This is a genomic window from Bradyrhizobium sp. USDA 3315, from assembly GCF_054056795.1.
Genome location: NZ_JBSRYP010000001.1, coordinates 7,911,749 through 7,924,488 on the forward strand (window position 1 = coordinate 7,911,749; position 12,740 = coordinate 7,924,488).

Annotated in this window: 12 protein-coding genes; 7 read left to right on the top strand and 5 right to left on the bottom strand. The window is 63.1% G+C overall.

Going from position 1 to position 12,740, the window contains the following annotated elements; all coding sequences use genetic code 11:
- Positions 1–19: 19 nt before the first annotated feature.
- From ACVIYL_RS37245 to ACVIYL_RS37260, 4 genes are read right to left on the bottom strand one after another with little or no spacing between them, the layout of a single operon-like run.
- Entirely contained in the window at positions 20–1,213 is a 1,194-nt protein-coding gene (locus tag ACVIYL_RS37245; protein WP_253609226.1) for a CaiB/BaiF CoA transferase family protein, read from the bottom strand.
- 10 nt (positions 1,214–1,223) lie between these two features.
- Positions 1,224–3,461: an acyl-CoA dehydrogenase gene (locus ACVIYL_RS37250; protein WP_253609227.1), complete on the bottom strand. Its 2,238-nt coding sequence runs from the start codon at positions 3,459–3,461 to the stop codon at positions 1,224–1,226.
- A gap of 13 nt (positions 3,462–3,474) precedes the next feature.
- The gene (locus ACVIYL_RS37255) at positions 3,475–4,284 is read right to left on the bottom strand and encodes an enoyl-CoA hydratase/isomerase family protein (protein WP_456780896.1); all 810 of its coding nucleotides are present in this window, start codon (positions 4,282–4,284) and stop codon (positions 3,475–3,477) included.
- Between the two features lie 57 nt (positions 4,285–4,341).
- Positions 4,342–5,208, bottom strand: a complete 867-nt coding sequence (locus ACVIYL_RS37260) for a FadR/GntR family transcriptional regulator (protein WP_083714940.1) — start codon at positions 5,206–5,208, stop codon at positions 4,342–4,344.
- An 81-nt stretch (positions 5,209–5,289) separates the two neighbouring features.
- Between ACVIYL_RS37260 and ACVIYL_RS37265 the strand changes: the two genes are divergently transcribed.
- The 4 genes from ACVIYL_RS37265 to ACVIYL_RS37280 all read left to right on the top strand — a co-directional run bounded on the left by ACVIYL_RS37265 (position 5,290) and on the right by ACVIYL_RS37280 (position 9,058).
- Positions 5,290–6,429: an acyl-CoA dehydrogenase family protein gene (locus tag ACVIYL_RS37265; RefSeq protein ID WP_057017207.1), complete on the top strand. Its 1,140-nt coding sequence runs from the start codon at positions 5,290–5,292 to the stop codon at positions 6,427–6,429.
- Positions 6,430–6,482: 53 nt separating this feature from the next.
- Entirely contained in the window at positions 6,483–7,685 is a 1,203-nt protein-coding gene (locus ACVIYL_RS37270) for an ABC transporter substrate-binding protein (RefSeq protein ID WP_456781925.1), read from the top strand.
- Between the two features lie 255 nt (positions 7,686–7,940).
- The gene (locus ACVIYL_RS37275; RefSeq protein ID WP_456780897.1) at positions 7,941–8,489 is read left to right on the top strand and encodes a M48 family metalloprotease; all 549 of its coding nucleotides are present in this window, start codon (positions 7,941–7,943) and stop codon (positions 8,487–8,489) included.
- Positions 8,477–9,058 carry a hypothetical protein gene (locus ACVIYL_RS37280; protein WP_225648231.1) on the top strand — a complete coding sequence of 194 codons (582 nt, stop codon included), beginning with the start codon at positions 8,477–8,479 and terminating at the stop codon, positions 9,056–9,058. The genes ACVIYL_RS37275 and ACVIYL_RS37280 overlap by 13 nt, the downstream gene beginning before the upstream one ends.
- Before the next feature lie 342 nt (positions 9,059–9,400).
- Here ACVIYL_RS37280 and ACVIYL_RS37285 read toward each other — a convergent pair whose 3' ends face one another.
- Positions 9,401–10,135 carry an IclR family transcriptional regulator gene (locus ACVIYL_RS37285; protein ID WP_225648230.1) on the bottom strand — a complete coding sequence of 245 codons (735 nt, stop codon included), beginning with the start codon at positions 10,133–10,135 and terminating at the stop codon, positions 9,401–9,403.
- A gap of 91 nt (positions 10,136–10,226) precedes the next feature.
- On the opposite strand from ACVIYL_RS37285, the gene ACVIYL_RS37290 reads away from it, so the two are divergent.
- From ACVIYL_RS37290 to ACVIYL_RS37300, 3 genes are read left to right on the top strand one after another with little or no spacing between them, the layout of a single operon-like run.
- Complete coding sequence (locus ACVIYL_RS37290) at positions 10,227–10,907, top strand: RraA family protein (RefSeq protein WP_225648229.1); 681 nt, start codon at positions 10,227–10,229, stop codon at positions 10,905–10,907.
- Between the two features lie 2 nt (positions 10,908–10,909).
- On the top strand, positions 10,910–12,172 hold the full coding sequence (locus ACVIYL_RS37295) for a 3-isopropylmalate dehydratase large subunit (protein ID WP_253609229.1): 1,263 nt from the start codon (positions 10,910–10,912) through the stop codon (positions 12,170–12,172).
- On the top strand, positions 12,169–12,666 hold the full coding sequence (locus ACVIYL_RS37300) for a LeuD/DmdB family oxidoreductase small subunit (RefSeq protein WP_253609230.1): 498 nt from the start codon (positions 12,169–12,171) through the stop codon (positions 12,664–12,666). The genes ACVIYL_RS37295 and ACVIYL_RS37300 overlap by 4 nt, the downstream gene beginning before the upstream one ends.
- Positions 12,667–12,740: the final 74 nt, after the last annotated feature.

Genomic DNA, 12,740 nt, shown 5'->3' on the forward strand with positions numbered 1-12,740 from the left:
TCGCCGGCGTCCAGCGGCCCTACGCCTGCACCTTCCCGAACGTGCCCGCAGCGGCGAGCGTCGCGATTGCGTCCGGCGACAGGCCCAGGATCCGCGACAGCACATCGTCCCGCTGCGCGCCGATCCCGGGAACTCGACGTCCCATCGGCGTATCGGCCCCGGACATCTGCCATGGCGCATTGACGCCGATGAAGTCACCTGCCCCGTCCGAGACGGTCCCAAACACCCCACGTTGGCGCAAATGGGCATCGGTCAGCGCCGCGCCCGGCGTCCGGTACTCGGCGCAGGGAACACCGGCGCGATCCAGCGCCGCGATGCATTCAGCAACGGTGTGGCGTTCGGTCCATTTCTCGATCACCTGCATCATGGCGGTCCAATTGGCGCCGCGCGCTGGAATGGTCGAAAAGCGCGGATCGTTCACCAGCTCTTCCTGCCCGGTCACCTCGCACAGCGCCGCGAAATTACGCGGCGTGACCGGGGCGATCAGAATATCGCCATCGCGCGCGCGGACCGGCCCATAGGTCGGGCGCGGCGAACGGATCGGGAATTGCGCCTCCTGAAGCTCATAGACCAGCAGATTCATCATGCAGTCCATCAAGGCTACATCGACGCGCTGTCCTTTCCCGGTGCGCGTTCGCTGGACCATCGCGGTCTGGATCGCGGAATAGCCGAAGATGCCGCCGAGGATATCGGCGACAAAGATCGCGCCCGGCGCGGGACGCTCCCGGTCACCGGCATAACGCATCAGGGAGTGATCGAATCCGCTCTCGGCATGGACGATCATCGCATAAGCCGCGCGCTCGGCTGCTGGGCCTGACTGGCCATAACCCGAGATCGAGCAATAGATGAGGCGCGGGTTGATCTCGCAGAGCGTCTCGTAGCCAAGACCAAGGCGGTCCATCACGCCAGGGCGGAAATTCTCGACGAGAATGTCCGCCTCCGCGACCATGCGATGTACGAGCCTGATGGCGTCGGCATTCTTCAGGTCCAGCGCCAGGCTACGCTTGCCGGCATTGAGCTGGCCGAAATAGGTGCTGTGGCCTTCCCGCAGCGGCGTTCGCAACCGCATGTCATCGCCTTCCGGAGGCTCGATCTTGATGACCTCGGCGCCGACATCGGCGAGCAGCCGCGCGCAATACGGCCCTGCCACCATGATCGAGAAATCGAGCACGCGCACGCCGGCGAGCGGCGCCCTGACGCCATCCTTCTGCATCCAATCTCTCCTATCTCGGCAGTCCGAGCGCGCGTTGCGCGATCAGACTGCGCTGAATCTCGTTGGTCCCGATGCTGATGACCCACATCAGCGAATGCCGCAGGTTTTGCTCGAAGCGACCGTTGTCGATCGCGCCCGGCATCTGCTCGGACAGCGCGGCCCGCATGCCAAGGATGTCGAGCGCGGCCTCGCCGAATCGCTCCATCAGCTCACCGGAAAACACCTTGCTGATCGCGCCATATTCCGGCAGCGTCACGCCGTCGGCGGCAAGCTCGGCGCAATGCATCATCAAGAGACGGCCGATCTCGATCTCTGACGCCAAGGTCACCATCCTGTCGCGGATGATTGGATCATCGGCGAGAGACCGATCACCTTGCTTCGCCATCACATGCGAACGCAGTTGCTCGAAGGCGTGCGCGACCTTCAGGACGATCCCGCCACCAACCAGCCCGCGCTCGAAGGCCAGCGCGCCGGTCAACACTTTCCAACCGCCATTGACCTCGCCGACCAGGTTCTCCGAGGGGATGCGGACGTTGTCGTAGAAGATATTGGCAAACGTGCCATCATACATGGTTGCTGATGGACGGATCGTGATGCCCGGCGCATCCATCGGCACGATGAACATGCTGATGCCCGCGTGCGGCGGCTTCGCGTCCTTGTCGGTCCGCGCGGCGAGGAACATGTATTTGCCCCACCAGGTGGTGGTCCAGATCTTCTGGCCGTTGATCACCCAGTGATCGCCGTCCCTGGCCGCACTGGTGCGCAGCGCGGCAAGGTCCGACCCTGCCTGCGGCTCGCTGTAGCCCATGCCATGCATCGCTTCGCCACGCAGGATTTCCGGAAGGTATTTCTGCTGCTGCGCTGCCGTGCCGAACATCATCAGCGCATTGGCTTGGATCGCCGCGCCGATCCGCGGCGCCTCGCCCCGCTCCATCGTCTCCGTGAAGGCGATCTGCTCCAGCGGCGAGCGCGCCTGGCCGCCGAATTGCTCTGGCCATCCGAGCCCGATCCATCCGGTCTCACCGATGTCGCGGGCGAAGCCGGCATCGAACTCACGCTTGGCGAAGGGTCTTCCGTCGAATGCTTGCTTCGTATCTCCAGTCCAGTGTTGCTCGAGCCAGAGCCGGATCTGCTCGCGAAACGCATTTCCAGCGGCCCCGAGGTCATATTGCGGCAGCCCGACGCCGCCCGCATCCAGCAGCCGCGCTGCCAGCCTGCTCTTGGCATCCGAGGCGCCGCCAAGCGCGATCGTATCGAGATGCACGCGCTTGAAGTGGATTGGCGCCTCGTGCTCTTCGGCATAACCGATCGCACCGAACGTATGCTGGACCTCCAGCGACACCTGCCGCAGCGCATGACCGGAGAACGCCGATGCGCAATCGGCGAAGTAGCGCCAGCCGCCCTCGCCGCCGTCATGCAGTCTGGCGGCATGGTCGAGGATCAACCTGACGCCTTCGAGCGCAATCAGGCAGTCGGCCAGCTTGTGCTGGATGGCCTGGAACCTGCCGATCGGCTGCCCGAACTGGTGCCGTTCCTTGGCGTAGTCCACGGCGAGCTCAAAGGCACGCCGCGCAGCGCCATAGGCACGCGCGGTCAACATCGCTCTGCCCTTGATGCGGAGATGGTCGAGATCGACCGTATCTATGGGAATGCGCGTGAGCGGCGCTTCGTTCAGCCGGACCTCGTAGAGTCCCCACGCTCCCATCGCGCGGGTTGCGACGCACTCGACACCGGAACCGTCAAGATTGATCAGCCCAAGCTGGGCCTGGTCTAGAACGACCAGAAGATGCGTCGCGTCTCCGGCAGCCTCGACAAAACGAAGCACGCCCTTTGCCTTGAGGTCCGTGACCTCAACCGCTCCTGTGCGGGCGTCCGGATCCAGCGCACCGAATGAGAAGGCGACGGTCGCCTCCCCGGACTGCAGCCGCTCCAGCAGATCCACCGCGACGTCGACCTGCGATCCGGAGATCGCAAGATTAGCGAGCGCCGCAGACCACATCGGCGCCGTGCAGCCGGCCCGGCCGAGTTCCGCCATGACGACGAAGATTTCGGCGAGCCCGCCTTCGCCGCTCTCCGCACCAAGCGCGGCGACGCCCTGCCCAACGAGCTTGCGCCAGATCGCCGACACCTCGTCCGGCGAGGACGATGCGGCCAAACCGAGTGGAAGCCAATGCTCGTCCAGGAAACCGCGCAAGGAATCGCGCAGCATTCCTGCGACATCGTCATTCGACGCTTCGATCGCCGCCATGGTGAGGCCCGCGCTATGCCTGGCCGAATCTGGGCTTCCGCTTCTCCTTGAACGACATAGTCGCTTCCTTGTGGTCGGCAGTCTCGAACGTCACCTGCTCCAGCGCCATCGACGCCTCCAGCAGCATGTTGACGCGCTCCTTGACGATCTGATTGATCGACAGCTTGGTCCAGCGAATGGCCCAGGTCGGACCGTTGGCGAGCTCGACCGCGATCGCGCGGGCCTTGGCCAACACCTCCGTGCGCGGCGCGACATGATTGACCAGCCCGATCCGCTCCGCCTCATTTCCCTTCAGGAGCGTGCCGCGGATCAGGAATTCCTTGGCCTTGTTGATGCCGACCAGCAGCGGCCAGATCACTGTGCCGCCGTCGCCGGCGACGAGGCCAACACGCGAGACGTGGGTGTCGCCGATCCGCGCGTCTTCCGCCATCACCGTGATGTCGCAAAGCAGCGCATGGGTCGCCGCAAGGCCGATGGCATCGCCATTGATCGCCGCGATGATGGGCTTGTCGAGCTCGAGCTGGCGGGTGACTCCGCGGCGGCTGATCATGGGATCGTGTACCTCGCCCTCTTCGAGCACGTCGCCGCCGGGCCGCTCGGACATCGCCTTGACGTCGCCACCGACGCTGAAGAAGTCGCCCGCCCCGGTCAGCACCACGGCATTAACGGCGTGATCGTCGGCGAGGTCGTCCCAGATCGTGCGCAACTCGCGGATCAGCTTCTGATTGATGGCATTGCGCGCCTGCGGGCGGTTCAAGGTCACGGTCGCGACCTTGTCCGCGACCTCGACCGTCAGGCATTCATATTTGGCGTAATTGGACACGTTTGCCTCCATTGTTTCGCTGTTTGAGTTGTTGATTATTGGCAACGCAGGCGCGCGCTAGCGGCGCATCCCGGGCTGCACATCCGCCAATGCGACGTGAAGCGACATGGCGCCCGGATCCTGCTCGAGCATGCGCTGCACGGATTCCAGATGCGATCGCAGCAATCGGCTTGCCAGATCGACGTTCCGTTCGCTGAGGGCTGCCAGGAATTGCCGCCGCTTCTCGGCCAGCCGTGCCATCGCGACCCCGCTGGAAGCGACCTTGGCGTAGACGAAGCGCATGTGGATCTCGGTGACCGAGTCCACGATCATCGCAATCACCTTGTTGCCGGTCGAGGCCGCCAGCAGCTTGTAGAACTCGCGCGAACATTCGACCCGGTCGAGCAGCCGCCCCTCCTTGGTCGCAAGCTCCGTCCGCTCGATATTGGCTTCCAATGCATCGAGATCGGCCCGGCGGGCATTGGCACAAGCCAACTGCACCACGAGGTCGAGGACGTGGACCCGCGCCTCCGACAATTCCCGCACCGAAATCGTGCCGAGGCTCAGCATGTCGCGCATGACCTCGTTCATGCGGCGGGTGTCGCCCTGCTGGATGAAGGCGCCGCCCTTGACGCCCTTCTGCAGCCGGAGCACGCCGGCCATTTCGAGGCTGCGCAATGCTTCCCGCAGCACATTCCGACTGACGCCGAGCTGCTGAGCCAGCTCGCGCTCGGCCGGCAGCTTGTCGCCGGGCTTCAGCACGCCGAGCGCGAGTTGCTCGCGAATGCGCTCGCAGATCTCCTCGAACGTCCGCCTGGTGTGAATCGGCTTGAATGTCGGCGCGGCCGGCGAGCCGGCCGCACGATGATCGGTGGCCCGCTCCCGGCGGCTCGGCGAGGCGGCACGGGAGCGCCGCGGCGCGCGAGGGCTTGACTTGGTGCTCATGCGGTGAATTATTAAATGGATCACCCATTCAATGGAAGCCCTTTTTTAGCTTCCGGCAAAGAAAACGAAACGGGAGTTCGCATGAGTTTTTCCGAGGAGCAGGTCGCGTTCCGCGACAACGTGCGCAGAATGGTCGCCAGGCACGTGGCGCCGATCGCCGCCGAGATCGACGAAACCGACCGCTTCCCGCTCGAACTGGTCAAGCTGTTCGGCGAGATGGGACTGATGCAGCTCTGGGTGCCGGAGCGCTATGGCGGCCCGAATGGCAACCTGACCATGGCCTGCATCGCGCGCGAGGAGATCTCCAAGGTCTCCCCTGCCTGTGCGTCGATCGCCGCGCTCAACACCATGTTCATCATGCCGCTGCTGCATTTCGGCTCTGAGGAGCAGCGCAAGAAGTATCTGCCGATCATCGCCGAGGGTGGCGTGGTCACGGCAATCGCGATCTCGGAGCCGCAGGCCGGCTCCGACGTCGCCGCGCTCAACACCCGCGCCCGCAAGGACGGCGATAGTTATGTCCTGAACGGCCGCAAGCAGTGGTGCAGCTATGGTGTCGCGGCCGACTACATCGTGGTCATGGCGCGAACCAGTGACGGCGCCGGTGCGGACGGCATCAGCGCCTTCATCGTCGAGCCGAAGAGAATGCCGGGCATCACGTTCGGCCGCCACGAGCGCAAGATGGGCTTTCGCGGCGCGCCCAACACGCCGATCTTCTTCGACAATGTCCGCGTTCCCGCGGAAAACCTCGTCGGTGAGGAAGGCAAGGGCTTTCGCGCGTCGATGCGCGCGCTCGACCTCAACCGGCCGACCATCGGCGCGCAATCCGTCGGCCTCGCACAAGGCGCACTGGATGCCTGCGTCGCCTACGCCAAGGAGCGCAAGCAATTCAAGAAACCGATCGCCGAGTTCCAGGGCGTGCAGTTCATGCTCGCCGACATGGCCATGCAGATCGAGGCGGCCCGCGCGCTGGTCTACGAATGTGCCCGCGCCGGCGATGCCGGCGACTGGAAGCGGCTCAACGTGCTTGCCAGCATGGCCAAATGTGTCGGCAGCGACATGGCGATGAAGGTGACGACCGACGCGGTCCAGATCTTCGGCGGCTACGGCTACACGATGGACTATCCGGTCGAACGCATGATGCGCGATGCCAAGCTGACCCAGATTTTTGAAGGCACCAACCAGATCCAGCGCGTGGTGATCGCCCGCGAGCTGCTGCGCTAGCGCGGATCGATTTCAAGAAGAAGCAATTGCAGGGAGGAACGAACTTGAACCACATCATCAACCGGGCGCTGATAGCCGGCGCGGTGTCAGCACTGCTGGCGGTACCTGCCTATGCTCAGAAAGCCTACGGTCCCGGTGCCAGCGATACCGAGATCAAGCTCGGCCAATCGACGCCGCTGAGTGGTCCCGCATCCGCGTTCGGCGCGGGCGCCGGGCGGGCGGTGGTCGGCTACTTCGAGATGCTGAATGCCAAAGGCGGCATCAACGGCCGCAAGATCAACTTCACGCAGCTCGACAATGCCTACAGCGCGCCGAAGGCGGTCGAACAATCGCGCAAGCTGATCGAGGACGTCGGCATATTGGCCGAGGTCGGCACGATCGGCACCGCGCCCAACGTCGCGATCCAGAAATACCTGAACGCCAAGCAGGTGCCGCAGCTGTTCATCACCGCCGGCGGACGCCGCTTCAACGATCCCAAGGCCTTTCCCTGGACGATCCCGCTCTATCCCGACTTCGAAACCGAAGGCCGCGTCGTCGCCAAATACATCCTCACCGTAAAGCCGGACGCCAGAATCGGCGTGCTTTATCAGAATGACGACTATGGCAAGGACTACCTGAAGGGCCTCCGCGCCGGCCTCGGTCCGAAGGCCGAGCTGATCGTCGCCCAGGCCTCCTACGAGCTCGCCGATCCGACGATCGACTCGCAGATCGTGCAGCTGAAGGCCGCCGGCGTCGACACCCTGATCGAGCAGTCGTCGTCGAAGGCCGCCGCGCAATCGATCCGCAAGGTTTACGAGCTCGGCTGGAAGCCCCTGCACGTGATCGGCGGCTCGACCGCGTCGGTCGAAACTATCCTGAAGCCCGCAGGCCTCGAAGCATCGAAAGGACTGGTCACAACGCAATTCCTCAAGCAACCGGGCGATCCAGCCTGGGCAAATGATGATGAAGTCAAGGCCTACAAGGAGTTCCTGAAGGCGTACGCACCTTCAGCCAATCCGGACGACTATTCCGTGCTCGTGGCCTATATGAACGTGCACGCTGTGGAGCTGGCTCTGCGCAAATGCGGCGACGACCTGACCCGCGAGAGCCTCATGAAGCAGGCTACCTCGCTGAATGGCGAACGATTGCCGATGATGCTCCCTGGCGTCGCGATCAGTACCCGGCCCGGAGACTACACACCCTTCAGAGCTCTGCGGATTGCGACATTTGACGGAGAAAGCTGGTCCTTGACCGGCGCCCCTCTATCGGCCGACTAGACCAGACCAGACTGCGGGCGAGAGCCATCAAGGCTCTCGCCGCGGCAAAGCCCAATAAATTGGCCTAGCCGCCCCGCGCCGTAAAACCCGATTTCCGATCAAACCCAACGGGCTAGACGCAATAACTACTGCCATGATTGCCTCTTGCCCATCCTACCTCAACGTTGGGGCGCATCATCTGCTCCCTCAACTTAGCGATTGCTTCTGTCGCTAGCTTTGAGGAGAATGTTTTTATTGTGCCGGAAGTTTTTCAGTATGTGCTTTTTGGATTGGCCCATTGAAGTCCAACAGGCCGCGCGCAAAGCAGACGCGCGGCGCAAGCGTTTGACCGAAGAACTCGTCGTCCGTTTTGCAAGGAAATTTCCGCAGATCACATACACCTTGATCTGGGACTCGCCACTAATAAACGCGCAGGCTTGGCGACTGGGAGAGCAGCGCAACGTCTATCTCTATGGCGGTTTCGTGCGGCAGCCTGCTATTACGCGCGCCGGATTGGCGCTCGCCTTGGCACATGAGACGGGACACCATCTTGGGGGAGCGCCCTACGACCCGGCCATGACCTGGATGACTAGCGAAGCGCAAGCGGACCATTGGGCTGCAGTTTCAGGCATGCCTAGCCTGTTTGGTAGCAGAGCAAAAAGATTAACCTTGCGAGGTGCCTGCGAGATCGCCGTGGTGCAACGTCAATGTCAATGCGGAGCAAATAGCGACGATAAAGAGGTGAACGAACGAGTTCTTCAATTCTATTCTAGCATTCAGCAGAGTTCGTCTGCTGGCATTGGAGAGAGCAAATGGGAGCGCTGATCAGAACTGTCGGAACACGCATGCTCATCCAGCATTTCAATCACGAATTTTGTGGCAGCCGACTTAACGACATTCGTACACAACATCCGATGGTTGATCCCAAGAATCAGTTGATCCAAGAGTATTTCAAGACAGATAAGGACCTGTTGTGGCTCACCAACAATATAAAGCACGGGCACGCCCGCAGGCCCGACAACAAATGCTTTCTTCCAGTCAAGAACAAGGATAAGGCCGCGCCGAACGCGATATCAAGATGGACTTGGTTCATCGACAAGGCGAATATTAGTGGGCTTGACGCCTTAACGGCTGCAAATCATGTAGCTGTCTGCGATGCGATCTACACAGGCTTGACCGGAGCTTCTAGCACCGGCGGCCGTTACGACCGAATTGAGTTCGATGCCATAGACGGAACGTCAGTAAAGGGAGCAGCGGATCAGTTTGTGCTGCAAGCTGAGGAGACGGACCCTGACGGCGCGAAGTACTACAAAGTTATTTTGGTCACGCCACCGATCCCGGCCGCTGCTGGGGGCGGAAGGCCGAAAAAAGATGATCAACCAGGAGACCCATAAAGAGCGGTGGGGAATTTCCCTCTGTCAGGGAAAAGGATGCGAATTGAGTGCCGAGCCTGCCCTTCAGGCGCTCTTTGCGCGCCTTCAGACTCACGAGGTGACCAAGCCATTTGCTGTCGAAACGGGCCTCGATGAGCCCACGTTGGCACGGGTACGCGCGATTCGCACTGAGCGGCTTCAGACCGGCAAGAACGTGCTCTTGATGGATTTTTCTGCATCTCTCGGTGCACCACCGTGTGCACACGCAGCTCTCTAACCAATTGAAACCCTTGAGCTCTCGCTCCAATCCATCACCACCCAGCTCGGGCAAGCTTCCGCCAAACAGCTCAAATTGGAGGAGGTTCAGGGAGAGCCGGTTTCCGCCGATGGTAAGCTGATGATGCGCGGCGCGCCGACCTCCCGGGGCAGTGGCGCGCCGAGCACAAGCGACAGCTGATGCGAGGCGTCGGTGAGCCGGGCCGCCAACGCCCCGAGATCGGCGCGACGTATGCGTTCGACGGGGCCGCTGACCGTCATGGCCCCCACCAGTGCTCTGTCGTGGCCGAAGACAGCGGTGGAGAGAGAGGCCGTCACGGCGTCGTAAATTCCGGAGCTGACAAAGATGTGCACGCCGTCATCTACCCGGTCCGCCCAACGGGCCATCCTCAGCACTTGTCCTGTCGAGGTCAAATCAAGCGGCGCGAGATTTGTGAGCCGTGCGACGTCGCGTACTAGTTGCGGCGAATCCACCCGAAATAGGCAGAGCCGGCTGTCACGTTCGCGCACGTGAAACGCGCTGCTCTCCAACGTCTGCTGGCTTAGCCGCTGAAGCACCGGCAGCACATGCTGTTCGAGATTGAAATTGGCCCGATAGGTGGTACCGAGCTGGAAAGTCTTCGCACCGAGTGCGTAGCGGCCGTCGCTGAGGCGGACGACGTAGCCGGCTTCGTCCAATGATACCAGCGAACGCATCACCGTTGGTTTTGCCAAACCCGTGATCTTGGCGATGTCGGCCAGGCTGCGCGAGCCGGCTCCAGCGAACGTATCCAAGATCGCCAGTGCGCGCTGCACGGCGGCGACCCCCTGCGTTTTCGGCATCGAAATCCCCTGTTCCGCCGATTCCGGGTTGACCTCGGCGTATCACCATTACACTATGCGTAACGGCGTTCCATTTTCAATGGGGTTCGGTATGGCCGTAGGGTTCAGGATCCACTCCCGCAAGCGCGCTGTCGCGGACGAATGGATCAAGCGGGCTCGCGCCCTTCCGGTCGCCAATATTAGTGATGTGATGTCACGCATGGCCTCGGGCGGCGCGACGCTCCGGCCCATGCATGCGGCCGGTGGCATGGCTGGTCCCGCTCTGACCGTGAAGACCCGCCCCGGCGACAATCTGATGGTTCACAAGGCGCTCGACATGGCAGTTGCCGGCGACGTCATCGTGGTCGATGCGGCTGGCGACCTTAGCAACGCAATCTTCGGAGAGATGATGCTCGCGCAGGCGGCCAGGCGCGGCGTCGCCGGCGTCGTCATCCATGGCGCGATCCGCGATGCCGCTGCGATCCGGGCGAACCCGCTGCCCGTATTCGCAGCGGGTGTCACCCATCGCGGTCCATACAAGGACGGTCCGGGCGAGATCAACGGGCCGATCGCGATCGGTGGCATGGTCATACTGCCCGGCGATTTGGTGTTGGGCGACGACGACGGCGTCCTCGCAGTTGCCGTCGACGATTGCCGAGCGGTGATCGAGGCCGCCGAAGCCAAGGGGGCTGCCGAGACCAAGCAAATGGCGGCGATCGAAGCCGGTACGCTCGATCGTAGCTGGGTCGACGCCTCGCTCCGCCGTCTCGGCTGCGAGATGCCAGAGGTCTAACGATGGCCGGGCGTACGATCTCCGAGAAGATACTTGCTCGAAAATCCGGGCAGGATGCGCAGGCCGGGGACCTCGTGGTCTGCGAGGTCGATTGCGCGCTCGGTACCGACGGTTCAGTCCCGATGGCGCTCGATTATTTCAAGGCGATGGGCGGGAAGAACGTGCACGATTCCGCGCGATTGGTCTTTGCGCTCGACCATTACGTGCCGCCCGCGAGCCCGCAAACGATCGAACTGCATCGCGTGATGCGAGACTTCGCCAAACGCTTCGGCGTCACACTGCACGAGGCCGGCGAAGGAATCGGCCACCAGCTCATCGTCGAGACCGGCCGCGCGCTGCCGGGCAGCTTGGTCGTTGGAGCCGACAGCCACGCCGTGACATACGGGGCGCTGAATTGTTTTGCGACCGGGATCGGCTCGTCCGACCTTGCCGCAATCATGCTGTGCGGCCGGATGTGGTTGCGCGTCCCTGACTCGATCCGCGTCGTTCTGACCGGAGAACTGCCGAGCGGCGTCTATGCGAAGGATGTCGCGCTGGCGCTCGCGGGCCGACTCGGCGCCGACGGTGCGGCCTATCAGGCGCTCGAATTCGCGGGGCCCGGCCTCGCCACGCTCACGCTGGAGGACCGCCTCGTCCTGAGCAATCTTGCGGTCGAGATGGGGGCGAAGACCGGCATCTTCCCGGCCGATGAAGAGACCGTCGCGTATCTGGAAGGTCGCACCGGCCAAGCCTTCGAACCGATCGCACCGGATCCGGATGCCCGCTACACCCGGACCGTGGAGATCGCGCTCGACGCACTCCCGCCGCAGATCGCGTTGCCGCATCTGGTGGATCAGGTCGTGCCACTCGAGGATGTGGCCGGTACGCCGGTGCAGATGGTCTATCTCGGCACCTGCACGGGCGGCAGGCTACGCGATTTCCATCAGGCCCGCGCCGTGCTCGAGGCGGGTGGAGGCGTTGCGCCCGGCGTGCAGCTCGTGGTCACGCCGGCATCGCGCGAGGTCCGCGACGCTATGGCGGCCGACGGCACGCTCGACGCCCTGGTCGGCTTCGGCGCGACGGTGGTCGAGCCGGGTTGCGGCTCCTGCTGCGGAACCTGCGGAGTGATCCCGGCAGACGGGGTTTCGGTGATCTCGACGGCCAACCGCAACTTCAAGGGCCGCATGGGGAACGCCAAGGCATCGATTTACCTCGCCTCCCCGGCTGCCTGCGCAGCCACGGCAACACGCGGCGTGGTGACTGATCCCCGCGAGGAGTCGCGATGACAGCTCTGCGGGGACGCGCGCGACTGGTTGGCGACGACGTCAACACCGACTCGATCATCAGCTCGAGCCGCAAGCGGGAGAGCCTCGATCCCGCCATTCTGAAGCAATTCCTGTTCGAACATGTCGATCCTGCCTTCGCAGCTTCTGTACAGCCCGGAGACATCCTGGTGGCGGGCAAGAATTTCGGTTGCGGTTCGGCCATGGAGGTCGCCGTCACGACAGTGCTCGGCGCCGGCATTCCGGCAGTGCTGGCTCGAGGATTCTCGCGGACCTACTACCGCAACGCCATCAACAACGGCCTGCTGCCGCTCGTCTGCGATACCGGCGGGATTAGTGAGGGCGACATCCTGATCTACGACGGCAGCGGCGCGATCCGCAACGAACGTAGTAGCGAGATGCTCAGCCCGGATCCTCTGCCACCGATCATGCTGGCGATCCTGCGCGCGGGCGGCCTGGTTCCCTACATGCGTCAGAACGGTGACTTCAAGCTATGACGGCCACAGAGACTTCCTCCGCCATCGCCTCGACAGGTTACCGTCTTCGGCTTCCCGGTCCAACTGAGGTGCCC